The following is a 24,957-nucleotide window of genomic DNA, read 5'->3' on the forward strand; positions in this document are numbered from 1 at the left end:
TAGAGGTCAGGTGGTATGGATGAGTTAGGCGTGGTAGGGTTGGCGGTTGACCTTGATGGTAATACGGTAATTGTTGGACGTAGTGGGTCGGGTAAGACAAGCTTAATGGAAGCCTTAGCCCTACTAATGCAGAGTAGGGGTGAGGAGTGGCTTGTCCTTGAGGGAAACCTGTTAATTATTCACGAGCCTGAGGACCTAGCCTATGGCTTAGACCCTGGTGAGGCTATAACGATTGGTGTTTATTACGAGGTTGATGAGGATGGGGAGAGCCTTGGGCGTAGCACAGGCCTTGAGTTAAGTAGGGGGTCCGTCATTGGTTATCACTATAGTTTTAGGCTTAAGGATTACTGGGTTCGCCAAGAACTGTACCTAGACAATGAGTTGGTGGCTGTTGTTGAGAAGGTTGGTAATGAGGGTTCATGAGGTATCCAGTAAATGCTAAACTCTGTGTTGCACCGACTCACGTAATGCATGAGGATGCGTTCATCACCTGTGGCGGTGACGAATCAAGGAGGGCCTACTCACTGGCGTTTATCCTAAGGAATATGCTCAAGAATAAGTTTTACTACCTTGGTGAGGGCAGGGTCTGTTGGTGGAAGAGGGATTATGAAACCACCGTGGATTTACCGAGCAATTCCGTGGGGTCTGATGGGCAGTATACTGTGCATCAGCTCTCCGTGATACAGACAAGGCCTGAATATGAGGATATCTACAACGAATTAATGGGGCTAGCGAAGGAGCTTGGTATAGAGGGTATTAAGGCAGGCTTCACGGCTCCAAAGAGGGTTTCGGGGGTATATTAAGGTTAATGGTAAGTGGGTCCCCCCCATGTTCCACTCTGGCCTTAAGATGAAGGCCTTATTGCCAATTCTCGTTCAGTTAATACTCACGCCGCCAGGTTCGGTATTACTCATTGACAGTGTTGACTTAGGCCTTACATATGATGAGTTGAATACTGTGGTTGACGTAATCAATAAAATAGCTGGGAAGGTTGGGTATCAAGTGGTGATGAGTAGTAAGGTGGCGCCAACCGTTAATGTGAGGGTTATGAGTATTTAACGTGTTGTCTTCAACCAATTATTAACTGGCATTAGTGGTGATGTTATTGTTACCGTACCAAGCAACAACCAATAGGCGGGCAATAGGATTAATGCCTTCCTCATGTCCATACTCTCGTTTATGAAATCACGCATTAGGTATAGGACCACGACCTCCGAGATTGCCATAGCAAGTACTAATTGATATAGTGATTCCAATGTGAATACCCTGCTATCACGGCCATGTACACTACGGCGACGAAACCAATAATGGAAATTAGCAATAATGCTGAGGGTAGTGCTATTAATACGTATAATGCCAATACCCTAAGCGCGTAATTAAATTGAACACCCTGCCTAAGTATTAAAACGAAGTTCTGAGCATAACCCTTATTCCACCTAATCCTCTGCCTTATGAAGCTGATTATGTTCACAGGCGCTAACTCATATACGTAGGAGTCGAGAAGGCCCACTGAGTATCCACGACTAATTAGCTTTAGTGATAGTAATGCATCCTCAGCCATGCTCTGCGGTATTGAGTCAACAACGTCCCTCCTTATGAAGAGTCCCTCACCAGACAGAGGCGTTATCTTAATTGCAGATCTGAGGAATGGTATTATTGCGTTGTACCAAACTATTGATTCCAGGTACATCAAGCCACCAAGCACATTACTCCTAAACCTATACACCCTAGTGCCCACGGCCGCGTAATTCCTCTCCATCATTAGCAGAACCGCATTGAGGACTTGATCGCTTGGGAATACGTCGTCAGCGTCATAAAAGCCAATTATTAGGCCCCCTGCATGTTTCATTGCAGTATTCATGGCTATGGCCTTGAGCCTACGCCCAGCATTCTCGTTAATCACCATCTTAACATTGAGTGAGCCTAGGAATCTCTCTGCAGCCTTTAATGCCTCATTGAGGGTCTGCCTATCATCCTTGTCAACGACTATCAAAACTTCAAGGAGATTCTTCGGGTAGTTCTGAGATGATATGCTGTCAAGTGTCTTCTCAATGCTTTGCCTCCTCTCCTTATAGACGGGTAGTACTATTGAGACCTTTGGTAGATTCTCAACCTGGGCATTCTTTAATGAGGGCTTCTCGTATGCGTGGACCCTCCTTGAAACCATGTATTGTATTGCCCATAATAATGTACCTATTATTATTAGTATTTCTAATACCATGACCGCATCAACTGTCATACTACGAATATCTAAATTCAGGCATTAAAAGCATTTTTACTCACAGGAATGGGTGCTACGGCATACTGATATGATAGCGGATATTACAGCTATGGTTAGAATGAGTGCTTTAAATAGTGACAGGGCATTGGTAGGCTGTGGATTTAAGCATTAGGATTATTCAGGAGAGTGATGAGTATCAGGTAATCATTGAAGGTGACGGAGTGACACGTGTTCTTAAGGCGAGGTCTATTAATGAACTCATTAATTCATTAAGTACTGAGGTCAGGGACTTGCTAACGATTAAGGAGAACGATGATGCCCTTAAATCAAGCCCATGCACTCTAAGGTTGGTACATTAGGCTACCAGTCGCTAAACTACTCGACATAGTAGCGTTCCTGGTGAGGAATAGGCAGGGTGATGACATGGAGGGGTTAATGAAGTACCTGGATTCCCACGGGCTTAGTAGGTCGAATTATAGAGTTATTATACCAACACTGTCGGCATTGGGTCTTTGGAAGCAGGGTAAATTGACGAGGGAGGCTGAGGAATTGGGTAAGGCAGTAATTAATGGTGGTCAGGAACTACCTAATTTACTTTATAGGATAGTCACTAGGAATTGCGTATTGAGAGAGGTCATTGAGAAGTTGGCTGAGGGATTACCGATGAACGAGGCGGTAAAGCTCCTGGGTCTTACGAGGAGGGATGAGGTTAATTACACGAGCAATTTACTGGAGATTGTAATGAGCAGTGACGAGTTTAAGTGCCTTCAATACTCAAAGGCATTAAGTAATTACTTGAGGAATGGCGGTTGCTTTACGGCCATTGACCTACCCAAAGGCTGCGTGTTGAATCAGGTAATCACGGTATTTAACTACTTAGTGAGTAATAAGGGCTTTCACCTAATGAGCCTTCTCAGCGATGTTGATGTTACGATAAACCTAAGCCTAATAAGCATTCAGCCAAGCAATGATTATGCGCTGATAATCCAGGGCGGTAAGCGATTGGCGCGTTAATGGGTGATGTTATAACCACCAATAGCAATTACGCACCTAGGGCTAGGGAGACTGTGGATAGGCTTGAACCTGCGGCTACAAAGGTTATTAAGTCTAATAACCTGTCGTTTAGTATGATCATTGTGCCCATCGTTATAGCCGATGAGTGCCCTAGGATTAAGGTTTACGTAATGGTTGGTAATAAAATGGGGGGATTGGATTGCGAGGGTTTTTGACCTACCCTGACTAAGTCTCCCTCGCGTAGATACTAACGAGTGATCTAAACCCCCCCATCTTGTTGTAGAAGTTTATGGCTATCTGATTCTGAGTTGGGAATTCCGCCGTTATTAACTGAGCACCCCTCTCACGGAGCATTGTTATGGCCCTCTCAAGCATCATCCTACCCAACCCCTTACGCCTGTACTCAGGCATTACGTAGAAGTCCACAATGGCACCCTCAATGCTTGGCGAATAAAACAATCGCTCCCTAATATCCGCCTTCAACACACCAACTATCTTCCCCCCCATATCCTCAGCAACGAGTATTAAGTGATTCTTGTTATCACGTATTGCATTCATTAAGTACTCCCTGGCGCGTTCCGCGCAATCATTCCTTGCACTAAATAGTGGGTCGAACTCACTATTAAGCCTTTTTAACCTGACGACCAGGTCTACCATGGCATCCACATCGCTCTCCCGAGCCTCCCTAATCGTGACCATACAAATAACTAAAGAAGTCCACCCTTAAAAATGCTTTTATACCAAGAGTTAATAATCGATTCAATGGGTAAGCAACCCCCCCGGTGCCATTACTTGTTAATGGTAAGAGGAGTGATGGTAGGTTACCAAACGAGCACAGACCCGTTAGGATGGAGGTCGGTGTGATAAACAATGCTGAGGGTAGTGCGTTGGTTGCCTATGGTAATACCGTAATACTAGCCGCGGTTTATGGACCGAGGGAAGTACCGCAAAAGCACCTTGAGTTACCTGACAAGGCAATACTCAGGGTTAGGTATCACATGGCTCCATTCAGTACATCTGAAGGTAGAAAGAGCCCAACACCATCTAGGAGGGAGATAGAGATTTCTAAGGTGATTAGGACGGCGCTGGAGCCTGTGATAATTCTCGAGAGGTTCCCAAGGACTACAATCGATGTTTACATCGAGGTTTTACAGGCCGATGGTAGTACGAGGGTCACAGGCATAACGGCGGCATCGCTTGCATTGGCTGATGCTGGGATACCAATGAGGGATTTACTGGTCGGCGTTTCCATAGGCAAGGTCTCTGGAACTATAGTCGTTGATCTTAACCAACTTGAGGATCAGTATGGTGAGGGTGACATGCCCTTAGCCATAATGTATGGCCGTGGATTGATAACGTTAATGCAGGCTGATGGTGAGTGGACGCCGGCTGAGGTTAACCAGGCACTTGACTTAGCCTTTAAGGCTGCTGAGCAGATATATAGGTTGGAGAAGGAGACACTTAAGAGCAAGTACGTTGAGCCATCAATGTCATTGGTTATTTAACCTTAAAAGCCACCTTGATCTAACCGTGACGAATAAAGTTAAAAGGGCTTAATTAATAGTCCCCCCCCTAAATGCTAAGCGTAACCCAGGAGAGAGGTATTATTCCGAAGCTTAAGCAGGATGTCATGAGGAAGATGATTGAGCAGGGTGTTAGGATTGATAATAGGGGGATTGAATGATTATAGAGAATTGAGTATTAGGGTCAATGTTGTGAAGACGGCCGATGGAAGTTCCCTGGTATCCCTCGGCAATACCAAGGTAATGGCTGGCGTTAAGGTTGAGGTGGGCAAGCCCTTTGAGGACACACCAGATGAAGCGCATTAATCGTGAACCTAGAGATAGCGCCAACGGCATCGCCAGACATAGAGCCTGGACCACCTGATGAGAATGCAATTGAGATAGCCAGGGTTGTGGATAGGGCGATAAGGCATAGCGGCTTTCTCGACTTTAAGTCGTTATCAATAGTTACGGGAAAACACGCGTGGTTTTTATGGGTCGACATATACGTGCTCAACCACGATGGCAACCTAATGGATGCATCGACAATAGCCGCGGTGGCTGCACTAATGAATACCGCATTACCTAAGGTGGAGCTTGACCCTGCAGGTAATATATTGAAGATAGATAGAAGCGTTAAGTCACCCCTTAAGCTCAATACCGAGAAATTACCACTAACAATAACCCACGTCAAGATAGGAAACTTCCTACTCGTTGATCCAACCCGTGAGGAGGAGGACCTATCTGATGGCGTTTATATAACCGGCATCGCCGGTGGTAACGTTGTGGCTATTCAAAAGGTTACGGGCGCCTTCACGAAGGATGAGGTAAGTAACATAATTAATAACTCGGTTAATCAATACGTAAAGCTTAGGGGCATTATCATGAATGCATGGCAAATCCACAGACGGACCTTAAATTGTGAAGTCAGTCCTCAGCGGTTTCTTCATTATTCAGGGCTGCAAACCATCATCACTGGGTAATAAATATCAAAATTAATTAAAGGGTTTGCGCATTGTTTATTGCAGTGGCCAATGTAGGTGTTAGGTTTGAGGATTATGTGGCTGAATTATTGAGTAGGCTTGGGCTTAGGGTCCTTGGTAGGAGGGTTAAGGTCACCGTTAATGGGGGGGTTGAGGTTGGCGAGGTCGACATAGTGGCTGAGGATAGTTCTGGCAACAAATACGCCATTGAGGTTAAGTCGGGTAAGGTTGACGTGAGCGCCATTAGGCAGGCATATGTTAATGCTAAGGTACTGAATGCAAAACCACTTATTGTGGCTAGAGGTTTTAGTAATGACTCGAGTAAGGCCTTAGCTGATGAGTTGGGGGGGGTTTCTGTTATAAATCTTGAGGAGGCTGTTGTATTAACGATTGATGAGTTAAGGACTGTCATCGAGAACGTGATTTACGAGGCAGTTGGCGATTTAATAAATACCGTGTTCACATTGGCCATGAAATCATGTGATGGTAAGGTTAGGGATATTATGAACGCTGTGATGAACTGCAATGACTGGAGCTGCGTGTGCGAGAGGTTGGGGGGTTAACGCGGATAATTGTGGTTCATTAATAGGCGATGTTAGGAGGGAGTTAGGCCTTGGTAATTTATCGCTCGGTAAGTTGAAGACGGCAATTCGATTATACAACCTTATCTCCCTATTAATTAACTCATGCAATAGAGGAAATGCTTAATTAGGATGTTACGGTTACCACGTTAATGAAGATTGACGACTTACTCAGGGAGTACAAATTCGTGTGGGCCATTGACCACGCAAACTCACTGCTTGGGTGGGACCTTGAGGTTAATATGCCCGTTGAGGCTGCATCGGCACGTGGTGAGGCGTTGGCTTACCTAGCGCTCATACGTAGGGAGTACCTACTTAGGCTTAGGGATTTGGTCGGTAAGTATGAGGATGCTAAGGACTTAACCGACTTCGAGAGGGGGGGAGTCATTAGGGTCTTGAAGAGGGAGTTGAAGTACTACACGTCGGTTCCTCCTGAAATTATTGAGGAATTAAATAGGGTCACTACGAAGGCTGCCGTGGTTTGGAGGGAGGCGAGGAGGGAATCAAACTTCGAGAAGTTTAAGCCATACCTGTCAAAGATCGTGGAGCTGGAGAGGGTTATTGCTGATAAGCTTGGTTATGAGGGACACCCATACAATGCGCTGCTGGATTTGTATGAGGAGGGCTTTACCGTTAATGATGCCGATAACGTATTTAACACATTACTCCCTAACCTAAAGTCAATACTTGAGAAGGTGTTGAGTGAGGGTAGGTATCCAAGTAAGCATCCACTTGAGGATGTGCCTTACGATGTTAATGTCATGAAATCAATCAATGAGGAGTTACTTAAGATACTCGATATGCCCGTGGGCACGAGGTTCCGTATGGATGTGTCTGCACACCCATTCACAACGAGCATGTCCATAAACGATGTTAGGATAACCACTAGGTATGAGGGTAAGGACTTTAGATCAACGATGTTCTCCGTAATTCATGAGAGCGGTCACGCAATGTATGAGTTAATGATCGACCATCTGGAAATGACGCCAGTTGGCCGAGGAGTCTCCATGGGCGTTCACGAGAGTCAGTCGAGGTTTTGGGAGAATGTTGTTGGTAGGAGTAGGGAGTTCGTGCACTTAATATACCCATTACTCAGGGAGAGGCTGCCATTCCTTAAGGACTATAGCGAGGAGGACATTTACAAGTACTTTAACATTGTTAGGCCGAGCCTCATTAGGGTTGATGCTGATGAGGTCACTTATAACTTCCATATAGCCCTTCGCTATGAGATTGAGAAGGGGGGGTTGATAGCTGGTAAGCTTAATGTGTCTGACCTACCATCGCTTTGGGAGGACTTCATGGATAAGTACCTGGGTGTTAGGCCTAGGAATGATGCTGAGGGTGTTCTCCAGGACATTCATTGGTCCCAAGGTTCCTTTGGCTACTTCCCAACCTACACGCTGGGTAATGTCATTGCTGGAATGATCTACGCGAAACTCCCTGGGCTTAAGGATAAGATCGCGGACAGGAGGTTTAATGAGATTAAGGAGTTCCTTAGGGATAGGATTTGTAAGTACGGTGCCATATACCCACCTAAGGAGTTGCTCAGTAGGTCATTCAATGACACGTATAACCCAACGTACCTACTGAATTACCTGCGTGAGAAGTACCTGGGCTAGGAAATCACTAAAAAGACTTAAAAGTTATTGATTGTTAGCAATTAGGTATGAAGGTCGATATTGAGGAGTTGAAAAGTAAAATAAAGCCTAAGCTTAAACCAATAATTTGGCGTGATGAGGATAATACTCTCATACTGCTTGACCAGAGGAAGCTACCCTTTGAGGAGACTTACGTTGAGTTGAGGGACCCTGTGGCGACGGCTGATGCTATTAAGCAGATGATCGTGCGTGGAGCACCGGCGATAGGCATAACGGCAGCCTATGGAATGGTCCTAGCCATAGCACATAGCAATGCATCAACACTTGATGAGGCCCTTAAGGAGCTGTCCAGGGCTAGGGAGGTCCTTAATGCTGCGAGACCAACAGCTCAAAACCTGTTCTGGGCTACGGAGAGGATGTATAATAGGCTAGGGACGCCGTGAATAATGGTGAGGCTAAGAGCGTGAGGGAATTAGTCGAGGTCTTGAGAAGGGAGGCCAAGGCCATTTTTGATGAGGAATTTAATGCGGAGTTAATGATGGGGGGATTTATGGACTTGAGAAGATAAATAATGGAGATACAATATTAACACAGTGCAATGCCGGTGGGTTGGCAACGGGCACTGGCATTGGGACTGCCACAGCACCCGTAAGGGTCGCCCATGCATTGGGCATTAAAGTGTCAGTTATTGCACCGGAGACTAGGCCGTGGCTTCAGGGTGCTAGGTTAACGGTTTATGAGTTGATGGCTGATGGAATACCTGTCACGTTAATAACGGATACGGCAGTCGGTTACGTAATGTATAAGGGCATGGTTAATAGCGTGATGGTTGGCGCAGATAGGATACTTAGGGATGGCCATGTGTATAATAAGATTGGGACGTTTAAAGAGGCCGTGATCGCCCATGAGCTTGGCATACCGTTTTACGCAATAGCGCCGTCATCAACCTTCGACATGAAGAGCAAGGTTGAGGATGTGAAGATTGAGGAGAGGGATCCTGATGAGGTTAGGAAGATTAGGGGCGTGCCAATAGCCCCCTGAGAATGTCCCCCCGTGTTTAACCCCCCCGTATTCGATGTTACACCTCCTAAATACGTGACTGCATTAATAACTGAGAAGGGTATTATCTACCCACCCTTCGATAAGAACATACCCAGGGTATTAGGTGTTACCTAACCATTTCAAAGTTATGCCAAGCTTACCCGCGTAATCACGATAAATACTCACCAATCTCCTGTACCAACTCGCTAAGCCATCAGGACTTTCCGGATACGTCTCGTATAAATTCTTGACCTCACCCATATACCTCAACGCAAGCCTTAGCTTAGACGCCACGTCAGGCACCTTCATTAGTCGTAGGCCAATCTTTAACTTATCAATGAGTGATAATTCCAGTGAGCCCTTCTCGGAGATCTCAAGCACCTCATCCTCAGTGAGCAGCCTAGCCTTCAACCCCCCCTATTTAATTGGTCATTAGTGAGTGTTTGAAGCATGAGCCTAAACACATCAAGCATTGCCTGCTTTATCCCATAAGCCCTTAGATACTCAATATTATACCTCCATAACCCCCCCTCTCGGTGAAGTCACCCTTTTCAAAGGCCTCCAACACCGTCTTAGAAGCCAACTCGGCTGAGAGCAAGGCAGGGCCTATACCACCACCATGTACTGGATTAACCGTGACCGCCGCATCGCCAGCAGCTAAGAAGCCATTGGCTACTAATGACGGTAATGGCCTGCGCGTTGGCACTATACCTCCACCCACGTGTATTATCTTCCTGCCCCTAGTATACTGGCTATTGGCGAGGTATTTATCATAATTATGCCTAGGGTTCAATCCCTGCTCCTCACTCAACTTACCCCATAGGCCAAGCCCAATATTCATTATGTTTCGACCCTTTGGAAACAACCACCAATAACCACCCGGCGCTATGTTAGTGTCCAGGTATATCTTTATGAATTCGGGTTTCTCAATATCATAATCAACCTGGATAATCTCCCTATAGGCATTCGAGACATCCTCAGGTAATAACGGCTCAGAAACCCACCACTCACGTGGTAACCTACTCCTAACGACAGCACCAACGCCACTGGCATCAATGACAACCTTAGCTCTAAACTCCTCCGTGGATCCACCAGGCATTAGCACCCTAACCCCCCCTGAAACCGCGCCATTCTCTATTATTGGGCCTTGGACCTTATGACCATCAAAAATATGCGCACCAGCCTCTCAGCCTCGCTCATTAACCATTGGGCCCACTTAGCCATGTCTAGCCCAAAGCCCTTACCAAGCACTACGTACTTAATTGATAGGTCCGGACTAAATAATTCAGCACCTTCATACTTAATCATGTATACATCACTCGGCGGTTTAATAGCCATTCGCTCGATGTGGTGAATACCAATGGCATCACCGGTGGTCTTAAAGACCTTATCCCTCCTCTTCATCTCTATTAAGGCCACATTAAGCCCCCCCGCCTTAGCGAGTAGGTATGATGCGTATGAACCCGCCGTACCCGCGCCAACAACAACTACGTCGAAATTAACCATACAAACAACGACTTGTTTGAGGGATTTTAAATATTAAGGGCTTAATAATAATTAATTATTTAATTGGTAATTGTAAAACCTCACCAGGCTTGAGAATAAACACCTTAACGTCGGGTAACATGGACTCCGCAAGCTCCTTAAATTGCTGTGGATCCTGCTTGATGTCTGGGAATGTATTGTAATGCATGGGTATGGCAGCCCTAGGCCTTAGCATTGTCAGTGCGTAGGCAGCCTGCCTCGGGTCCATCGTGAACAAACTACCTATCGGCAGCATGGCCACATCAATCTTAAACAACCTACCTAGCAAATCCATCTCACTAAATAACCCGGTATCTCCCGCGTGGTATATCGTTGCCTCAGGGGCCTTTATTATGTAGCCCACGGGCACGCCCCCCCTGCTCGAGCTATGCAGCGCGGGGGGTTACGTAAACCTCGATCTCGCTAGTCAACTTTACGGAACCACCGACATTCATGCCTATGGTATTCTTAACACCCTGCTCACTAAGGTAGTTAACGAGTTCGAAGACGCCGACGACCGTGGCGTTCGTCTTCTTAGCTATGTCCACGGTCTCGCCCAGGTGATCGAAGTGATCGTGTGTCACGAGTATGTAGTCGACACTCGTTATTTCATTGAGTGTTACGGGTGATAATGGATTGGAGATCCAGGGATCAATTAGGATTTTCTTACCGCTTAGCATTATTTCGAAGGCTGCGTGACCAAGCCATTTAATGTATGATTGCGTGCTCATTAGTCACTGAATAATCCTGAAATAAATAAACTTTACCGCAATTCACCTCTTAATAATGAAGGAGAGCCTAATGGCTCTTGAGTGGGGTGAATATATCATTACATCGTTCAGGGCAACACCATACTTATTGGCAATAGTCCTCATTAGCTCATAAATACTGTTAAGCCGCATTGGATGCTCGAGGTATATCTTTATGCTTACCTCAAGGCCCTTATCAGAACCTTTAACGCTGACTCGCGTAAACCTCAGGGACTTGGTCTCAGAGGCCTTGAGCACTCCATCAACGAGCAGCTTTATTTCCCGCTGTATATTCGACGACATTAATTACCCAGAACCTGCAAAATTATTAAGGGTTACTTCAGGTACTCGGTTAAGGACTTACTCATGTACTTATTGATTAATTGCTCAAGCGTATAGGCATTGCCTAAGTCATCAGGCTTTACGACAATGTCCCCCCCCTATCAGTTATTGGCAGGAAGCGCCAATCATCGCCCTTATACTTCACGGCGACGTACGCATCACCCCCCCTAGCCCTATGCGCAAACTCCAGTAGCTTCTCCACCTTCTCGCCCTCAATCCTTATAGAACTCCTTTCAGACCTATACTTAGCCTCAATTACCAACACAAACCCAGGGCCTATGGCAACGATGTCAGGCACAAACCTCTTCCTAACACCACCGCCTGAGGAACAGCCCCCCCTAAGGACGGCAAGCCCCCCCATGCTCCATAGCTTATTTGCCAAGGCCCTTTCATGAGCCGACCCCCCCTTCCTCTTCGCTAAGCTCATAATTACTCAACCCCCCCAATCTCCTTAACCAAATCCACGTTAGGGCATATCAACAAGCATAGTGGGTTTGGGAAATTACCGCAGAAGTCGCACCTAGCCTTGACACTAATCGAGGTGCCACCTACAGCGCCTCCTTTAATAATGCTGTTGTATAGCTCGGCGAGTTTGACGTCGTAGATGAAAATAAGTCGTGAGTTCATAAGTAGGTCAATGTTGTTAATGGAATCGCCACGCGTTAATACGTATAGATCGCCCCCTGAGTCTACGTAATCCATTAACCAATCAATGACAGCCTTAGGTAAAGCCTTAGGTGGTACTGCTGCGTCACCGCTACTAATTATTGGGTCTATGAATAATTCACTGGGTATATTAAGTAGGCTTGGCCTTACCTTTACGAACCTCATCAGTGAATCGAGCGTGAATCCAATTATAGTATTCGTGAGACTCATTACGTACTTAATCCATGACTCACCAACCCCCCCAGGTCCTAGGATTATGATTGCCTTATCGAATTTACTCAATGAATCTGGAAGCTTAGCGTTGAATTCCTCGTTAATTCTAACAATGCCCATGACCTCCTTACCTAACGATGTTAGTCTCCTCAATACTCCTGGGTTTATGCTATCCCTTAATTCCACCGCTAATTTATTGGTGAACACCAGGTTTGGCATATGCTTAATTCCCTGGTCAACAATGGGTACTGCCTCCGGGAACATGGCCATCAAAGCTCCTCTTCCTCTTTACCTCCCTCCTCCTCGTACAAAGCCCCCCTATGTCCTTAAGGATATCGTGTATCTTAAATACCGCATCCCTCACCTGCTGCTCCTTCTTAGCTCCCGTGCACACGATCTTACCCGAACTAAATATTAAGAGGACAACCTTTGGGTCGTCCATCCTATAGATTAGGCCGGGGAATTGTTCAGGCTCGTACATCGAGTTCTCAAGCATTAAGGCTGACCTCTCAATATCGACCTCGGCATGTAAGTTACCGGAGGCTACTATGTTCTGCACCTGTATCTCTGGCGTGAGTGGTACATCAGCCCATGCTCATTAAGTAATCTCACCAATTCTTTAACGGCCCTCTTAAGCTCATTCTCACTCTTAGCACCTGTACACACCATTTTGCCGGTTCTGAAGATTAAAGCCGATATTTTCGGTCTCTGCAACCTCAGAATCAAACCAGGGAATTGCTCCGGGTTATACTCAGCCGCTGGAAGTCTCTCCGCAAGTTTGTCTAGGTCTAAATCAATGCCGAGGTTTACCGTGGCGACAATATTCTCAATACGATAAGTGGGATTTGGCATTATTCATGATTTAAAAAAGCACTTAAAAAACCTTTCCGACACAATCATAGGCATAATACCTGTTCCGTCTTATACCGCGAGGAATAGTTTATAAAGGGAAGAGGCATTGAGATATTGACCTATATGGGTGGTAAGAAGAAACCAACATTATCGCAATTGGCGAAGAGACAGGAGAAGCAGCAACAGCAGGCCCAAGCCAAACCAGCAGCGAAGGGTAGGAGGGCGACCACCGAGGAGAAGCCGACAGCCAAGGCATCACTTATTGATCAGAGACTCCTCAGTGATGTTGAGAAGGAGGTGGTTAAATGGGAGTATGTGACGCCGTACCTAGTAGCCACGAGGTTTAATACAAAAATGAGCGTTGCCTATCAAATACTTAGGGCTCTCGCAAGTAAGGGTACGCTGGTGCTTGTCTCAAAGGGTCACAGGACTGAGGTATACACAACACCCGAGAGACTTAAGCAGGTGGCCGCCTAATCATGTAAATAATGAGTCAAGCCTAACCTTAATAAAGTCCTTGGGTAGTTCCTTAACCCTATTAACAACGCCGGGCTCCACAACCTCCACAATGCCGAGTTTTCTAAGGGCCCTCAAAGCGCCGTCCTCAATCCTCATAATACCCTCATTAACGCCACCGAACTGCTTAGCAATGTCGAGCTTAAGCCTTAACTCACCAACACTCCAATACCTCTGTAAATAACTCAGCATTGCCAGGGCAACCTTATAACCCTCCTCCCTATTCTGTGGTAATTCCTCCTCAACGGCCCTCCTAAGCATTGCGGTGAATTCCTCCATAGCCACTGTAGAGTAGTCAGTGGGGGGGATAGTCGGATTTTTAGTACTAACGGTCGCACTTAGCGCCTCCCCCCCTTCTTCCTTGATGCTTGCCTCAACCTTATCGCCCTCATGTTCACCAGCTTCCCTATGCTCCACGACCTTCAACTCCTGTTTTTGCCGCTCCTCTTCCTGCCTAGTCTCCAGAGCCCTAGTCTCTCTCCTCTCGCCTTCATTACCCTCCACCGTGGTTTGCTTAACCTCTGCCTTCTTTTCCTCATTAAACACCTCCAGGATGCTTGAGCTCTTGACACGTCTTTGTTTAATCTGGCGTTTAGCCTGCATTGATGCTTAATGCCCTCACCAGGTACCTCTATATACATCGGTATTGATAGCTTAACCTCGCTATTACCCACCCTAATACTACCAATTACATACTCCCCAGACACCTTAAACCTCTTCTCACGAGTTAATTCCCTAATTAGTAGGTATAGTAGGGCATTACCAACCTTGTTACTTGACGACCACTTCAGCAGGTCCTGGTAAGTAACCCGCTTATTCCTCATTATGTACGTGCTCAACGAAACCTTCAAATCATCAAAACTAACCACAGAATACTCCCAAGAAAGAACTCTTTTATACTTACTCTATAAGTATTGCTGTAATGAGTAGGGATATTGACGATATAAGCAATATTGTCCTTAAGCCAAGGAGGGTACAGATACTGAAGCTATTGCTTAGCCAGGGTACGATGAGGATATCAGACCTAAGGAAGGCACTGAATGCACCAGCATCATCTGTTTACTACGATGTCGAGATTCTAAGGGCCAATGGCTTAATCATTAGGGATGGACCATACGTGAAGATAACAAGTAAGGGGGGGAGGATGATTATCGAGAAGATTGAGGGCTTAGTTAGTTCGAACCAGGAAACCGAGGATTCCGTTAAGAAAACCGAGGAGATAACCAATGTATTACTGATGAGGCCATTAACAATAAATATGTATAGGCTAGGACCAAACACATTACTTATTTACTCAATGGTTATTATAGTGCTTGGTCTAATCACGGCCTTCACTCAGAACTATGAATTGCTGTTGTTGGTGTTCGTGGAGGGCATGAACGTAATGCCGATTGGGATAACGATAATTTCAATACTCGCATACATGGGCATCGCGTTGTTCATCTATAAGTACCTACTTGGTAGTGAGATCGTGGATCTCAAGTTATTGAGTGGTATTTTAACGTCGTTAATACCATTGTCACTATACCCAACGATAATGGCATTATTAACGCTGTGGTTACCGCCATACCCACTCTCAATAATTGATGCCTTACTCAAGGCGTTACTACCACTTGTTAGCCTGGTGATCCTTGCCACGGTATTATCCATAAGCTCAGGAAAGCCCATGGAATACTCACTACTCTTTGAGACCTTACTCCTATTGATACCCTCTGTAATAATATACATAGTATTGTTTAAGTGAGCCATGAAGATTAAGGTATTAGGCAATGTCTATCCCCCCCCTGCGGAGGATTCCTGGCAAACCGCCGAACTCCTTCGTTGGGTTCTGAGGAATCGCATTGGTAAGGGGGGGGCATTACGCATCGTTGATGTGGGTTCAGGGACTGGCGTATTAACGCTAACGGCGTTAGAGGAGGCGGTAAGTATGGGCGGGATTGTGTGGGCCTTGTCTATAGACCTTGATAACAATGCATCGGTAAATACGAGGATAAATCTAATCGATAATGGCCTTTATCAGCATGCCGATGTCATAACCGCGAACCTCCTGGACGCGGTTAAGGCTGGATTCCGTATTGACATCATCGTTAGTAATCCCCCATACTTACCAGGTAGTTGGGAGGAGGATTGGAGGATATTCGGTGGGCCACGTGGCAATGAGGTAATAAAGCAATTACTAAGATGGGCGTGTTTGGGCAGGATTTCTACCATTATTCTTACCCAATCATCATTCTCTAACTGGGAGGAATCAGTTAATTACCTGGGTAAATGCAGCTTTAAGCTTGTAATGATTAAGGTAACCCATTATTTCTTTGAGGATATAATAACTATGGTTTTTGAAAGAAAGACCTAGCTCCCATTTTATCATCCAAACTGCTCAATTGCAAGGTTAAGCAGTGCCTCACCAACATCTGACGCGTACTCGGCTATCCTATAAATACTATCTAGTATTAACCTAGCCGATGCGGCTGCCTGCGTGGTTAGGTTGTAATTTGCTAGTGATGAGTCCAGTGAATCCACCGCTGAACGTATCTCGTACTTAACAGTGTCGATTATATAATTGACCTCCCTCATGTCTATCTTCTCCGTCATTGCCTTACCAACATTGTTCATAATCATTGAGTCCTTACTGAGGAGCTCACTGAATCTCTGTCTAAGCTCCTGCGGCATTAGGAGGACGTACTTATCACCGAGATTCGCAATCTCACGAGCAATCTTAACTGCATGGTCGGCTGCTCTCTCAAGCGACTTATTAATTATTGCGTATTCAATAATGCTCCTTGGGTCCTGAATACCGGATAGGCTTAGAGCATGCTTACTGACGAGGACCCTCTTCAACTGCCTATTTAGGAGCCAGTAGAACTTGTCGACCTCATTATCCCTCTCAATAATGTCAGTCGCTATTGCCTTATCACCATTCTCTATTGGTGTTCTTAAGTCATCAATCATGCCGACAACAGTCTTACCAAGCTTCACTATTATGTCCTTAATGTTTATGTCAGGCACATTAACGAGGTTCTGAATAACGAGTGTGCTCCTACCCTCCTCGATAATCTCAACGCCCGTCAGCTTCCTCCGGACTATATCCTTAACCTGCTTCTTGAGGTTTAGGGTTGACACATCGAAATTCAGCCTAAATATGTCATAACCAGATAGGTAATGCGCAAGTAATACTCTCTCGAGGTGGTCTATGTTTGATAGGTCCTGGGTAACGTTTATTGATGACTCAAGGAGCGGCGCCTTAACCATCTTCTTAGGCACAACAAGTAGTGAGAGATCTGGCTGTGGTATTACGAGGACTTCATCGCCAGGCTTAAGATCCACCTGCCTAGTCCACTCCTTCGGCAGTGAAACTATTAGGGTTGCGCCTCCCGTTAATTGAACTCTCCTGGTTTCCGGCTCAAATTTCACTATAGACATCACGACCTAATAATTAGACCCCCCCTATAAATACCTTATCCTAATAAATCAATAATTATTAATAACGTGATTTTTAGAGATGAAATATCTATTTCTTTCCCATAACTATTCTATTAAAACCTCCGTCTCTGCTATACTACCTAATTTAGGTATAATTATCTGTAGAACACCATCCCTATACATAGCCTTGGCACCATCAACCTTAAACCTCACCCCCCCAAGCTCCACCTTCCTATAAATCCTGAAATTACTCAGTCTTTCCACCCTAGCTACCTTACCAACAGTTGGCAGTGGCTGTGGCTCGGCCATTATCTCGACATAGTTACTACCAACCCTAACCTTAATACTCTCCTTCTTAACACCAGGTAAGTCAGCCAGTATTACTATTGAGTCGCCATTATCGAAGATATCCACGGGTGGTTCCCTAGTCACTAGCCTTGGATCAACAACCGTGGCCAACTTACTTATTAACTCATTCACGCCAGCCTCCACCTTATTCACGCTCATTGCTATGTCCGTGGTGTTTTGCTCCATTGTCATGATTAATAATTGGTTACGATTAATAATTACCCAAACACATTAATTAAATGATACTCCATAAATCACACATGAATAAATACGGAACTAATCAATAAATCCACGTTAATGACCCTGGTTATTTAAATGACTAATAACTCCTTGATTAGGTTCCCTGTAACAAACCTATCGGGTAAGAATGGCTTCATGACTGGGTCAACTACGCCATTAGCTATGTAGTTGGCCAGTAGCTCAGCTGCGTATGGGCCGAACATAAATCCATGGCCCGAGAAGCCAGAGAGTACATAAACACCCTCAGGCCATGCACTTAACCTACCCATTACATGGCTATGGTCAGGCGTCATCTCGTAATAACCAGACCACACCCTCATGATCCTTACCCTCCCGAGACTTGGCACCAATTTCACGGCCTCCCTGGCCCAGGCGGTTAACCAGGTTAGTGTATTTCCATAGGGTAGGAAACCCTCACCACCCTCAAGCTCTATGCTGCCCAGGATCTCACCCCCCCTCATTGTTTGGCCAAGGTATAGGTTTGTCTCGGTATCTATTATGTAGGTATTGATTATAGGCCTCACAGGCTCCGTAATCCCAATCTCCCTCCTAACGGGTTTAATTGGGACCTCAATATTTAGGGTCTTCCTCATGACCTCGCCGGTCCATGCGCCAGCCGCGAATACCACGTTCTTTGTTCTCACAAAGACGTCGCTGCTTGACACGCTCGTGACCCTACCACCCTCTACACCCACGTTTTTAACCTCGGAATACTCATAAACCCTAACGCCAAGATCGAGCGCCCTCTCGTAATAACCCAACACCAGGTAATCGTGGTGGAAGGCCCCATCCTGGGGGGGCCATAGACCGCGCCCACTATGTTCTGGGTATTTATGTATGAGAATCTATCCCTTAATTCCTCCACTGTGAGTATCTGAACGGGCACGCCTAGTGGTTTCCATAACTCCTCATTAAGTCTTTCGTAATTCTCAAGAACCTCCTTACGCCTAACGAGCCATAAGTAGCCCTGTCTCTCAAAGACCCCATTCCAACCAAGTTCGCCGCTAAGCGACTCCAGTTTCTTAATGGCTCTTATTGCGAACTCCGTATTCTCCCTATTCCCAAAGTGAACCCTATACCTACCCGCATTCCTCGTTGAGCTTCCCGAACCGACGTAATCCTTCTCTAGGACAACTACGGAGAACCCCCTACGAGCTAGGTAATAAGCTGCTGCTAAGCCAACAATACCGGCGCCGATTACCACGGCATCCGCAGTTAGTGATATTAATCCACGACCCTCACTCATCACTCACCACCCGCAAGCGTGGCCATTGGTATTGACGCCTCAGGAAACCTAATCCTAGGTAGGCCAAACTCGTTGGGCTTCTTTTGATAAATGAAGCTAAGTATTAAGTTCGTACTAATTAGGCAGAACTTGCCCTGGCAAGGACCAGTGCCAAGACCAACAACCCTCTTTATCCTCTCCATGCTTGGTAACCTCAATGACTTATATTCCTCCTCCTCACCATGAAGGACCCTAACCCTAATCTCCCTACCATGCATCAACACCCTAACGGCTCCCAATACATCGCCTAAAGTGATATCCTCACAGAAACATAGGTACTGCCTATTGGCGCTTCTTAGGGCATTCTCCACATCCTCAATAGACCCGGCGGCAGCCCACATTGGTGCATGAGCCACGTTGGGCTCGGCATAATAACCACTGCCCTGAAGCCCCCCCTGCTCAAACCTGAGGATTACGTTATAATACGAGGAATTCACAGTGACTAAATCCCTCTTGAACTCCGCTAATTCCTTATCGAGCACATCACCCGCAACTAAGCCCTCCTTAACGCCTATATTCAATGCGGTTATCCTAGCCTGCTTAACGATTAAGGTCTCCGGAAGTAATCCACCGGCGTCACCAACAACGTAAACATTGCCAAGCCCAAGATCCCCCCCCATAAAGCCCCCCCTCCTGGGCACGAGACCACCGACTTCAGGCGCGTAAACAATGGGTACACCTAACTGTGCTGGCAAGTCAATAACAGGCAGTCTAACCGCACTCACCAAAACATCCACGACCACCTCCTCCCTCCTCTGAGCCTTAGCTTTTCTGCCCCCCCTTATATTCTCGAGAGTTAGTTTCAACCCATCACTCGAATCCTCGGCATCAACAATGTTCATGCCAATGAAGGTCTTAATACCAAGTGCGTCTATCTTATCCCTATATAGATCGCTCCTTACAACGACTGAGTTATCGCCAAGGTACGTATCAACACCTAATTGGGCTAGATTCATAGCCACCCTAACACCCCCCCAATCATCACTGCCCCCCCAAACCAGGACCCTCCTCGGCTTAAAGCCCCCCCACCACTTAATTAGCTTGAGCATTGTTAATCCAGTAATCATGCGTGGCGTGCCATTACCAGGGAAAACAAGTGGTACCTCTCTAAAGCCCTGGGCGAGTACTAGGTACTTATAATTGAAGATATACAACTTTGAATAATCCCTAGAGTGACCAATCGCTGCATCCTCAAGAAATCCATCAAAAATAGTCCCAGTAAGTACCGTGTTGAATCACTCACCTCCTTACTCAGCTTACCAACGAATTCACTGCCCCTTCCCAAATCCTTGATCTCGGTATCGTCAACGACTAAGTGCCCGCCCGGGTAATGCTCACCTTCAACAACCACAACCCTTAATCCAAGCTTACCAAGCTCTTTAGCCACCGAGAGACCTGCCAAACCACCACCAATGACGAGGACGTCAGCATTAATATTAATTCTCGAAGCCCTTTCAGGAACGCTCGGCAATTCATTAATTGAGGATCTATTTAGGGAGTTCCGCACGGTGTTTCGTATCAACGGCCATAATGATATTAATAACCTGCTCCTTGGGAATGATGATGGGCTCGCAAGTCCCTTAAGTATTGATGGAATACTGCCGAGCCTACTGGGTATTGTTGGTTTCTCACTACATAAATTGTAATAGCCTGAGGATGCCCAGTAACCCTCGCACCACCACTCACAGCATATGAAACCCCCCCTCACCTCGCCAAACCTCGAACTACGCATAACGCCATAATTACCGCGATTAAGCTCCTCGACAATCCATGGCCGTTTGCTCATTCACGACCTATAGACCTAGTATAATTATAAATTTTGCCTTTTACTGTACTGAACCACTACTCCTCAGCGAGGATTTAATGTACTCATCACACTTACTACGGTATAGGCAGTAATTACATGATTGCGGTAACTCACCCGCTAACCTCCTTCTCACTAATGGGCAATGCTTCACGTAGTAATCCGGGTAGCACCTCTTACATATCACAAGTGAGTTCCCTATGTAGGCCACTTCCCAAAACGATACACGCCTCCCGCATATGCTGCATGTAAAGCTCACTTTCACTCACCCCCCCAGCTGAACCGTTGTTAATTATTTTGTTATTAAATTAAGTACTACCTATATTAATTTCCTCAATAATGAATTACATGTTTTGTTATGACCAACGTGTTTGTTGATTGCCTGAGGATTGATGGCTCAATAAGGTGCCCAGGAGACGGCGGATTCAGTGAGGTAATAGTGTTCGGTAGGCACGTTAAGCTTAGGAAGGATCACCCAGCCATCGAGCTCATGGGCAGGCTCGACGAACTCGAGGCATTGGCCGAGTGGGGGGGTATTCAGGAAATTGGTGATGATGAGTTCAGGGTCATTGCTGCAATGACAGCAGCATTAAACACGTACCTAGCCACCGGCGATGAGCGCTGGCTTAGGCCCGTTAAAGAGATTATTAATAAGGCATGTGAATTGGATAGTAAGGAGTTGGGTTGGTTCATACCTGGTGATAAAGCCACGGCATTGCTGAACCTGCTCAGGGTTAAGGCTAGGGAGGCCGAGAGGACCGCGGTTAAGCTTCTTGATGATGACTTACCCACTAGCAAGGTTAACGAACTTATAGGCATGCTTAATCAATTGAATAAATACATAGCCCATTTAATATTCCTAAACAATGTGCATGTATTTAAGAACGTTAATGATAAGATAAGGACGTTATTAGGTACGTAGTTCCCCATAGGTAGTAACCTTTATATTTTAATTACCATGACTTGGGAACTAATGAGGTACACCGTCATACTGGCCACCGTATTATTCATAGTGACCGTCGTGATACTCATTTATTACGCGGTATTCATGGACAAGGGTCAATTCCTAATTGGCAATACGAACAGGGCATTGGATGCCCTAATGCTTTCCCTCGTCATTATTTCAGGAATTATCACGGGCATAGTGTATTTATTTAACTCCAAAGTAGAGAAGAGTGGTGGTGATGTTCAGACCGTACAATATTGAGGAGGGAAAATTCCTAGTTAAACTGGCTAGGATGGCCGTGGAGGAATACCTACGTAGTGGCAAGATAATCCAGCCGCCGCCAGATACACCATCGAGACTGCTTAAGGATAAGTATGGCGTATTTACAACAATAGAGGTTTCATGGGTAAGGATAGGAGGGGTGAACTTAGGGGTTGCATTGGTTTTCCGCAGGCGGTTTATAACACGGTGAATGGTGTAATTAGGAGCGCCATAGCCGCCGCTGTTGAGGATCCAAGGTTTGAGCCCATGAGGATTGAGGAACTGAGTAAGGTGACCTTTGAAGTATCAATATTGAGCCCACTCGAATTGCTTGAGCCCGGTAATCCAAGGAGTTACCCAGAGAAGATTGTGGTTGGTAGGCATGGTATTGTGATTCAGAAGGGTTACTACTCGGGGCTTCTCCTGCCCCCCCAAGTCCCCCCCGTTGAGTATTGCTGGGACTCCATGACATTCCTCAATGAGGGTTGCATGAAGGCATTTCTACCACCTGATTGCTGGCTTGATGAGGATACGTCAGTGCTTATTTACGAGGCTCAGATATTCAAGGAGGTTGAACCCAACGGTGAGGTTGTTGAGAGGGATTTAATGGAGGAATTAAAAGGGTGTAAAAATGCCAATAAAAATGAGAGCTGACCTACACACGCACACCATATACAGTGATGGTAAGGGAACGCCTGAGGAGGTGATAATAAACGCCCTAAACAGGGGGGGCATAGGGATATTATCAATAACTGATCATGATACGTTCAGAGGCTCGCTGAAGGCCCTGGATTTCATAAAGAGTAATGATTTGTTCCGTAAAAACGATTTCATATTTATAATAGGTAATGAGGTTAGAACCGTTGATGGTGATGTGCTGGTGTTGTGTATGGAGTATCCAGGTACTGACTTGGTGCCGAAGTCAATACCTGAATTGATTGATTGGGCCTCCATGAATAATTGCGTTACGGCACCTGCTCACCCATACGATGTATTGAGGCATGGCATTGGTGATAAGGTGAGGAAATATAGGTGGCATGCGGTGGAGGTGTTTAATGCAGGTGCGTTGCCAATATTTAATTGGAGAGCTGCCAAGGTGGCGCGCGAGCTTGGATTGCCAGGTCTTGCGAACAGCGATGCGCACGTGCCCGATCTCGTTGGCGTTGCTTATACCGTGTTTGATGTTGATGAATTAACGGTAGAGTCGGTGTTTAAGGCTTTACTTAATAATTACGTCAAGGCCGTCGCGCACTACCCAGGCCCTGAATTAATCATTAAGAGACTTTCCTGGTCTATAAACCGTAGATTGAGGAGGATTAACCCTGCGGTTTGAGTACCTCATCGATGAACCTCCTAAACAATAACCTAATCAAACCACTGCTAACGGAGTCCAGGTACTCCTCCGTTGATAAAACAAGGGAGTAATCATTATGCTTCACTAAATATATGTACTTATTACCGCTATAAATCACCATGAAATCCGTATTATAATTGATGGCAGACCTCACAAGCTCCTCATTAACTCCCAACTCCCCCCCGGTATACTCAATTATATCGCTACCCTTCATAAGACCCACGAAAGATGCCCTAAATAATTCCTTAAACTCTGAAAGGCTTGATGGGACATAGCCCATTTGAATGAATGGTGGATTCTGAACCAGGCATTGTCTCTCTAATTGATTAATGTAATCCTTCAACTCGTTAATCTTCGAAATAATAACATCCACGGTATCTGCAGAAGTCTGCCTAAGCGCCTGGACCAACTCATTCTCAATACCCCCCCTAATGAGCCTCTCAATCCTCTCAATATCAACTGGTCTCTCAGGGCTTTGTAAAGGCCTAATCTCAACCGGCCTACTCTCAACGAGTAATGCCTACTACCCTGCCCAGCAGTCACTTCCTGCGTCGGTAATGTTGGGCCCTGCCTTTGACGCTGTTGAGTTTGTTGGGGCTTCTGCTCTGGCTTGTATTGCGGAATTACCTGCTCAAGCGTCTCACCCTGTCCCTTTTCTCCACGCCGACCCCCCCCAAGATAGCCTAACCTATACAGTAGGGCGAGAATTACCGCAATCACGACTATCGCGATTACTGTAATTGTCACCGCATTAACCTGTAGGGTTAACATTACGATAGAGACTAAGGGAAAATTAATAAAATTAATGCTTAATTGGGAATTGATCGAAATACCGGGTAATATCCAACAAGCCCTTAATGCTTATTACCCGAGGATCGTTGTAATAGCCCAGGAAAAACACGGTCCTAACCCCGGCATTCAACGCCATTTCAACGTCATACTTTGAATCACCAACAACTATAACCTCATCCACACTAAGCCCCAGTAAATTAAGTATTTTCAGTAATGGTTCAGGGTTCGGCTTACCCCTGCTAACATCATCGCCAGCGATAAGGGCATCAACATACCTGTAAAGACCCGTCACCTCAAGAACCTTAGTGGCAACTCTTCGGGAGCTTGATGTAACGACGCCAACTATTAAACCCCTATCCTTAAGGAACCTTAATAACTCGGGCGCGCCATTAATTGTCTTAGCATTACCTAGCAATGATAGGTATATGTCATTCTTAATTTCGAGGGCTTTCTCGGCGATTTTCTCACCGCATAATTTCCTGGCTATGTCTAGGGCCCTTAATCCATTAGTGTGCCCACGTACTCCATGGTCGGTGCAGGAAGTCCGAGGCGCTTACATGTTTCTATCCATGATAGAGCATGCAGTGGTACGGTATCCACCAGGGTACCGTCCAGGTCAAATATCACGGCCCTTACTCCTCTGGCATCAGTTAGCAAGGCATCGTCATTGCCATCGGTAGACCTGTAACTCATCACAACTAATTA

Annotated in this window: 33 protein-coding genes and 7 pseudogenes; 19 read left to right on the forward strand and 21 right to left on the reverse strand. The window is 45.9% G+C overall.

Features of this window, described 5'->3' with window-relative positions:
* Nucleotides 1–15: 15 nt before the first annotated feature.
* Genes JCM11217_RS08945 through JCM11217_RS08955 form a run of 3 tightly spaced genes read left to right on the forward strand, consistent with a single transcriptional unit; the run spans nucleotide 16 to nucleotide 1,059 of the window.
* A complete protein-coding gene (locus tag JCM11217_RS08945; protein ID WP_054842728.1) occupies nucleotides 16–423 on the forward strand; it encodes an ATP-binding protein in 408 nt (135 codons plus the stop codon).
* Entirely contained in the window at nucleotides 420–803 is a 384-nt protein-coding gene (locus JCM11217_RS08950) for a hypothetical protein (RefSeq protein ID WP_243678968.1), read from the forward strand. Before JCM11217_RS08945 ends, JCM11217_RS08950 begins: the two co-directional genes overlap by 4 nt.
* A gap of 25 nt (nucleotides 804–828) precedes the next feature.
* Entirely contained in the window at nucleotides 829–1,059 is a 231-nt protein-coding gene (locus JCM11217_RS08955; RefSeq protein WP_054842730.1) for a hypothetical protein, read from the forward strand.
* Here JCM11217_RS08955 and JCM11217_RS15630 read toward each other — a convergent pair.
* Entirely contained in the window at nucleotides 1,056–1,226 is a 171-nt protein-coding gene (locus tag JCM11217_RS15630) for a hypothetical protein (protein ID WP_243678970.1), read from the reverse strand. The genes JCM11217_RS08955 and JCM11217_RS15630 overlap by 4 nt on opposite strands.
* 8 nt (nucleotides 1,227–1,234) lie before the next feature.
* Entirely contained in the window at nucleotides 1,235–2,239 is a 1,005-nt protein-coding gene (locus tag JCM11217_RS08960) for a glycosyltransferase (protein ID WP_243678972.1), read from the reverse strand.
* Nucleotides 2,240–2,376: 137 nt separating this feature from the next.
* On the opposite strand from JCM11217_RS08960, the gene JCM11217_RS15635 reads away from it, so the two are divergent.
* Genes JCM11217_RS15635 through JCM11217_RS15645 form a run of 3 tightly spaced genes read left to right on the forward strand, consistent with a single transcriptional unit; the run spans nucleotide 2,377 to nucleotide 3,450 of the window.
* A complete protein-coding gene (locus tag JCM11217_RS15635) occupies nucleotides 2,377–2,580 on the forward strand; it encodes a hypothetical protein (RefSeq protein WP_243678974.1) in 204 nt (67 codons plus the stop codon).
* A gap of 40 nt (nucleotides 2,581–2,620) precedes the next feature.
* Complete coding sequence (locus tag JCM11217_RS15640; protein WP_243678975.1) at nucleotides 2,621–3,235, forward strand: hypothetical protein; 615 nt, start codon at nucleotides 2,621–2,623, stop codon at nucleotides 3,233–3,235.
* A complete protein-coding gene (locus tag JCM11217_RS15645) occupies nucleotides 3,235–3,450 on the forward strand; it encodes a hypothetical protein (protein ID WP_243678976.1) in 216 nt (71 codons plus the stop codon). The genes JCM11217_RS15640 and JCM11217_RS15645 overlap by 1 nt, the downstream gene beginning before the upstream one ends.
* A 10-nt stretch (nucleotides 3,451–3,460) precedes the next feature.
* On the opposite strand, the gene JCM11217_RS08970 is transcribed toward JCM11217_RS15645, so the two are convergent.
* Nucleotides 3,461–3,934 (reverse strand): GNAT family N-acetyltransferase, encoded by a 474-nt coding sequence (locus JCM11217_RS08970; protein ID WP_054842731.1) that lies wholly within the window; start codon nucleotides 3,932–3,934, stop codon nucleotides 3,461–3,463.
* A gap of 83 nt (nucleotides 3,935–4,017) precedes the next feature.
* Between JCM11217_RS08970 and rrp41 the strand changes: the two genes are divergently transcribed.
* The 6 genes and pseudogenes from rrp41 (at nucleotide 4,018) to JCM11217_RS08995 (ending at nucleotide 9,075) form a co-directional block, all read left to right on the forward strand.
* Entirely contained in the window at nucleotides 4,018–4,740 is a 723-nt protein-coding gene (gene rrp41 / locus JCM11217_RS08975; protein WP_054842732.1) for an exosome complex exonuclease Rrp41, read from the forward strand.
* 210 nt (nucleotides 4,741–4,950) lie between these two features.
* Nucleotides 4,951–5,264 (forward strand): annotated as a pseudogene (locus JCM11217_RS15650) (exonuclease); the annotation flags it as partial.
* Between the two features lie 42 nt (nucleotides 5,265–5,306).
* Nucleotides 5,307–5,720, forward strand: a complete 414-nt coding sequence (locus JCM11217_RS15655; RefSeq protein WP_243679102.1) for a hypothetical protein — start codon at nucleotides 5,307–5,309, stop codon at nucleotides 5,718–5,720.
* 44 nt (nucleotides 5,721–5,764) lie between these two features.
* Entirely contained in the window at nucleotides 5,765–6,283 is a 519-nt protein-coding gene (locus JCM11217_RS08985; RefSeq protein ID WP_243678977.1) for a restriction endonuclease, read from the forward strand.
* Nucleotides 6,284–6,453: 170 nt separating this feature from the next.
* Complete coding sequence (locus JCM11217_RS08990; RefSeq protein ID WP_054842733.1) at nucleotides 6,454–7,920, forward strand: carboxypeptidase M32; 1,467 nt, start codon at nucleotides 6,454–6,456, stop codon at nucleotides 7,918–7,920.
* A gap of 47 nt (nucleotides 7,921–7,967) precedes the next feature.
* Nucleotides 7,968–9,075, forward strand: a pseudogene (locus JCM11217_RS08995) (S-methyl-5-thioribose-1-phosphate isomerase).
* On the opposite strand, the pseudogene JCM11217_RS09000 reads toward JCM11217_RS08995, so the two are convergent.
* The 6 genes and pseudogenes from JCM11217_RS09000 to JCM11217_RS09025 all read right to left on the reverse strand — a co-directional run bounded on the left by JCM11217_RS09000 (nucleotide 9,061) and on the right by JCM11217_RS09025 (nucleotide 13,286).
* Nucleotides 9,061–10,446: pseudogene (locus JCM11217_RS09000) on the reverse strand (NAD(P)/FAD-dependent oxidoreductase). The pseudogenes JCM11217_RS08995 and JCM11217_RS09000 overlap by 15 nt on opposite strands.
* Nucleotides 10,447–10,501: 55 nt before the next feature.
* Nucleotides 10,502–11,195: pseudogene (locus tag JCM11217_RS09005) on the reverse strand (metal-dependent hydrolase).
* Between the two features lie 42 nt (nucleotides 11,196–11,237).
* The gene (locus JCM11217_RS09010) at nucleotides 11,238–11,516 is read right to left on the reverse strand and encodes a hypothetical protein (protein WP_054842734.1); all 279 of its coding nucleotides are present in this window, start codon (nucleotides 11,514–11,516) and stop codon (nucleotides 11,238–11,240) included.
* 118 nt (nucleotides 11,517–11,634) lie between these two features.
* The gene (locus JCM11217_RS09015) at nucleotides 11,635–11,982 is read right to left on the reverse strand and encodes a Holliday junction resolvase (protein ID WP_243678979.1); all 348 of its coding nucleotides are present in this window, start codon (nucleotides 11,980–11,982) and stop codon (nucleotides 11,635–11,637) included.
* A gap of 2 nt (nucleotides 11,983–11,984) precedes the next feature.
* Nucleotides 11,985–12,704: a hypothetical protein gene (locus JCM11217_RS09020; protein ID WP_243678980.1), complete on the reverse strand. Its 720-nt coding sequence runs from the start codon at nucleotides 12,702–12,704 to the stop codon at nucleotides 11,985–11,987.
* A pseudogene (locus tag JCM11217_RS09025) lies at nucleotides 12,704–13,286 on the reverse strand (TATA-box-binding protein). Before JCM11217_RS09025 ends, JCM11217_RS09020 begins: the two are co-directional and overlap by 1 nt.
* Before the next feature lie 123 nt (nucleotides 13,287–13,409).
* Here JCM11217_RS09025 and JCM11217_RS09030 point away from each other — a divergent pair.
* A complete protein-coding gene (locus tag JCM11217_RS09030; protein WP_054842735.1) occupies nucleotides 13,410–13,763 on the forward strand; it encodes a 30S ribosomal protein S25e in 354 nt (117 codons plus the stop codon).
* On the opposite strand, the gene JCM11217_RS15660 is transcribed toward JCM11217_RS09030, so the two are convergent.
* Both JCM11217_RS15660 and JCM11217_RS15665 read right to left on the reverse strand, forming a co-directional pair.
* Nucleotides 13,764–14,306, reverse strand: a complete 543-nt coding sequence (locus JCM11217_RS15660) for a hypothetical protein (RefSeq protein ID WP_243678982.1) — start codon at nucleotides 14,304–14,306, stop codon at nucleotides 13,764–13,766. It abuts the gene before it with no gap.
* Nucleotides 14,225–14,671: a hypothetical protein gene (locus JCM11217_RS15665; protein ID WP_243678984.1), complete on the reverse strand. Its 447-nt coding sequence runs from the start codon at nucleotides 14,669–14,671 to the stop codon at nucleotides 14,225–14,227. Before JCM11217_RS15665 ends, JCM11217_RS15660 begins: the two co-directional genes overlap by 82 nt.
* 53 nt (nucleotides 14,672–14,724) lie before the next feature.
* Between JCM11217_RS15665 and JCM11217_RS09040 the strand changes: the two genes are divergently transcribed.
* On the forward strand, nucleotides 14,725–15,546 hold the full coding sequence (locus JCM11217_RS09040) for an ArsR family transcriptional regulator (RefSeq protein ID WP_054842736.1): 822 nt from the start codon (nucleotides 14,725–14,727) through the stop codon (nucleotides 15,544–15,546).
* A gap of 3 nt (nucleotides 15,547–15,549) precedes the next feature.
* Nucleotides 15,550–16,155 (forward strand): methyltransferase, encoded by a 606-nt coding sequence (locus JCM11217_RS09045; protein WP_054842737.1) that lies wholly within the window; start codon nucleotides 15,550–15,552, stop codon nucleotides 16,153–16,155.
* An 11-nt stretch (nucleotides 16,156–16,166) separates the two neighbouring features.
* Here JCM11217_RS09045 and JCM11217_RS09050 read toward each other — a convergent pair whose 3' ends face one another.
* The 7 genes from JCM11217_RS09050 to JCM11217_RS09070 form a co-directional block, all read right to left on the reverse strand.
* The gene (locus JCM11217_RS09050; protein WP_054842738.1) at nucleotides 16,167–17,222 is read right to left on the reverse strand and encodes a phosphate uptake regulator PhoU; all 1,056 of its coding nucleotides are present in this window, start codon (nucleotides 17,220–17,222) and stop codon (nucleotides 16,167–16,169) included.
* A 105-nt stretch (nucleotides 17,223–17,327) separates the two neighbouring features.
* On the reverse strand, nucleotides 17,328–17,762 hold the full coding sequence (locus tag JCM11217_RS09055; protein WP_054842739.1) for an Hsp20/alpha crystallin family protein: 435 nt from the start codon (nucleotides 17,760–17,762) through the stop codon (nucleotides 17,328–17,330).
* 119 nt (nucleotides 17,763–17,881) lie between these two features.
* The gene (locus JCM11217_RS15670; protein WP_243678986.1) at nucleotides 17,882–18,571 is read right to left on the reverse strand and encodes an FAD-binding oxidoreductase; all 690 of its coding nucleotides are present in this window, start codon (nucleotides 18,569–18,571) and stop codon (nucleotides 17,882–17,884) included.
* Entirely contained in the window at nucleotides 18,496–19,056 is a 561-nt protein-coding gene (locus tag JCM11217_RS15675; protein ID WP_243679103.1) for an FAD-binding oxidoreductase, read from the reverse strand. The genes JCM11217_RS15670 and JCM11217_RS15675 overlap by 76 nt, the downstream gene beginning before the upstream one ends.
* Nucleotides 19,056–20,249, reverse strand: a complete 1,194-nt coding sequence (locus JCM11217_RS09065; RefSeq protein WP_243678987.1) for a hypothetical protein — start codon at nucleotides 20,247–20,249, stop codon at nucleotides 19,056–19,058. The genes JCM11217_RS15675 and JCM11217_RS09065 overlap by 1 nt, the downstream gene beginning before the upstream one ends.
* Complete coding sequence (locus tag JCM11217_RS15680) at nucleotides 20,222–20,881, reverse strand: FAD-binding protein (RefSeq protein ID WP_243678989.1); 660 nt, start codon at nucleotides 20,879–20,881, stop codon at nucleotides 20,222–20,224. Before JCM11217_RS15680 ends, JCM11217_RS09065 begins: the two co-directional genes overlap by 28 nt.
* A 40-nt stretch (nucleotides 20,882–20,921) precedes the next feature.
* On the reverse strand, nucleotides 20,922–21,164 hold the full coding sequence (locus tag JCM11217_RS09070) for a hypothetical protein (protein WP_054842740.1): 243 nt from the start codon (nucleotides 21,162–21,164) through the stop codon (nucleotides 20,922–20,924).
* Nucleotides 21,165–21,257: 93 nt separating this feature from the next.
* On the opposite strand from JCM11217_RS09070, the gene JCM11217_RS09075 reads away from it, so the two are divergent.
* The 4 genes and pseudogenes from JCM11217_RS09075 (at nucleotide 21,258) to JCM11217_RS09090 (ending at nucleotide 23,439) form a co-directional block, all read left to right on the forward strand.
* A complete protein-coding gene (locus JCM11217_RS09075) occupies nucleotides 21,258–21,821 on the forward strand; it encodes a cobalamin adenosyltransferase (protein ID WP_054842741.1) in 564 nt (187 codons plus the stop codon).
* Nucleotides 21,822–21,872: 51 nt separating this feature from the next.
* On the forward strand, nucleotides 21,873–22,106 hold the full coding sequence (locus JCM11217_RS09080; RefSeq protein WP_054842802.1) for a hypothetical protein: 234 nt from the start codon (nucleotides 21,873–21,875) through the stop codon (nucleotides 22,104–22,106).
* Nucleotides 22,084–22,760 (forward strand): annotated as a pseudogene (locus tag JCM11217_RS09085) (TIGR00296 family protein). The gene JCM11217_RS09080 and the pseudogene JCM11217_RS09085 overlap by 23 nt, the downstream one beginning before the upstream one ends.
* A complete protein-coding gene (locus JCM11217_RS09090; protein ID WP_054842803.1) occupies nucleotides 22,750–23,439 on the forward strand; it encodes a PHP domain-containing protein in 690 nt (229 codons plus the stop codon). The pseudogene JCM11217_RS09085 and the gene JCM11217_RS09090 overlap by 11 nt, the downstream one beginning before the upstream one ends.
* Here JCM11217_RS09090 and JCM11217_RS15685 read toward each other — a convergent pair.
* The 3 genes and pseudogenes from JCM11217_RS15685 to JCM11217_RS09100 form a co-directional block, all read right to left on the reverse strand.
* Complete coding sequence (locus JCM11217_RS15685; RefSeq protein ID WP_243678990.1) at nucleotides 23,423–23,869, reverse strand: hypothetical protein; 447 nt, start codon at nucleotides 23,867–23,869, stop codon at nucleotides 23,423–23,425. The genes JCM11217_RS09090 and JCM11217_RS15685 overlap by 17 nt on opposite strands.
* Nucleotides 23,800–24,231, reverse strand: a complete 432-nt coding sequence (locus JCM11217_RS15690; protein WP_243678991.1) for a hypothetical protein — start codon at nucleotides 24,229–24,231, stop codon at nucleotides 23,800–23,802. The genes JCM11217_RS15685 and JCM11217_RS15690 overlap by 70 nt, the downstream gene beginning before the upstream one ends.
* A gap of 31 nt (nucleotides 24,232–24,262) precedes the next feature.
* Nucleotides 24,263–24,945, reverse strand: a pseudogene (locus JCM11217_RS09100) (HAD family phosphatase).
* Between the last annotated feature and the right edge of the window lie 12 nt (nucleotides 24,946–24,957).

Source organism: Vulcanisaeta distributa JCM 11217 (genome assembly GCF_001316005.1).
Classification (GTDB): Archaea; Thermoproteota; Thermoprotei; order Thermoproteales; family Thermocladiaceae; genus Vulcanisaeta; species Vulcanisaeta distributa_B.

Bases quoted from the DNA above. Each gene is read 5' to 3' on its own strand.
- JCM11217_RS09045 (WP_054842737.1), top strand. From the start codon at position 15,550: ATGAAGATTAAGGTATTAGGCAATGTCTATCCCCCCCCTGCGGAGGAT.
- JCM11217_RS08955 (WP_054842730.1), top strand. From the start codon at position 829: ATGTTCCACTCTGGCCTTAAGATGAAGGCCTTATTGCCAATTCTCGTT.
- JCM11217_RS08960 (WP_243678972.1), bottom strand. From the start codon at position 2,239: ATGACAGTTGATGCGGTCATGGTATTAGAAATACTAATAATAATAGGT.
- JCM11217_RS09010 (WP_054842734.1), bottom strand. From the start codon at position 11,516: ATGTCGTCGAATATACAGCGGGAAATAAAGCTGCTCGTTGATGGAGTG.
- JCM11217_RS15630 (WP_243678970.1), bottom strand. From the start codon at position 1,226: ATGGCAATCTCGGAGGTCGTGGTCCTATACCTAATGCGTGATTTCATA.
- JCM11217_RS15690 (WP_243678991.1), bottom strand. From the start codon at position 24,231: ATGTTAACCCTACAGGTTAATGCGGTGACAATTACAGTAATCGCGATA.
- JCM11217_RS09075 (WP_054842741.1), top strand. From the start codon at position 21,258: ATGACCAACGTGTTTGTTGATTGCCTGAGGATTGATGGCTCAATAAGG.
- JCM11217_RS09050 (WP_054842738.1), bottom strand. From the start codon at position 17,222: ATGTCTATAGTGAAATTTGAGCCGGAAACCAGGAGAGTTCAATTAACG.
- JCM11217_RS09080 (WP_054842802.1), top strand. From the start codon at position 21,873: ATGAGGTACACCGTCATACTGGCCACCGTATTATTCATAGTGACCGTC.
- JCM11217_RS15645 (WP_243678976.1), top strand. From the start codon at position 3,235: ATGGGTGATGTTATAACCACCAATAGCAATTACGCACCTAGGGCTAGG.
- JCM11217_RS08970 (WP_054842731.1), bottom strand. From the start codon at position 3,934: ATGGTCACGATTAGGGAGGCTCGGGAGAGCGATGTGGATGCCATGGTA.
- JCM11217_RS15655 (WP_243679102.1), top strand. From the start codon at position 5,307: ATGAATACCGCATTACCTAAGGTGGAGCTTGACCCTGCAGGTAATATA.
- JCM11217_RS08950 (WP_243678968.1), top strand. From the start codon at position 420: ATGAGGTATCCAGTAAATGCTAAACTCTGTGTTGCACCGACTCACGTA.
- JCM11217_RS08990 (WP_054842733.1), top strand. From the start codon at position 6,454: ATGAAGATTGACGACTTACTCAGGGAGTACAAATTCGTGTGGGCCATT.
- JCM11217_RS09040 (WP_054842736.1), top strand. From the start codon at position 14,725: ATGAGTAGGGATATTGACGATATAAGCAATATTGTCCTTAAGCCAAGG.
- JCM11217_RS09015 (WP_243678979.1), bottom strand. From the start codon at position 11,982: ATGAGCTTAGCGAAGAGGAAGGGGGGGTCGGCTCATGAAAGGGCCTTG.
- JCM11217_RS09055 (WP_054842739.1), bottom strand. From the start codon at position 17,762: ATGACAATGGAGCAAAACACCACGGACATAGCAATGAGCGTGAATAAG.
- JCM11217_RS09090 (WP_054842803.1), top strand. From the start codon at position 22,750: ATGAGAGCTGACCTACACACGCACACCATATACAGTGATGGTAAGGGA.
- JCM11217_RS15675 (WP_243679103.1), bottom strand. From the start codon at position 19,056: ATGAGTGAGGGTCGTGGATTAATATCACTAACTGCGGATGCCGTGGTA.
- JCM11217_RS09030 (WP_054842735.1), top strand. From the start codon at position 13,410: ATGGGTGGTAAGAAGAAACCAACATTATCGCAATTGGCGAAGAGACAG.
- JCM11217_RS15680 (WP_243678989.1), bottom strand. From the start codon at position 20,881: ATGAGCAAACGGCCATGGATTGTCGAGGAGCTTAATCGCGGTAATTAT.
- JCM11217_RS09020 (WP_243678980.1), bottom strand. From the start codon at position 12,704: ATGGCCATGTTCCCGGAGGCAGTACCCATTGTTGACCAGGGAATTAAG.
- JCM11217_RS08945 (WP_054842728.1), top strand. From the start codon at position 16: ATGGATGAGTTAGGCGTGGTAGGGTTGGCGGTTGACCTTGATGGTAAT.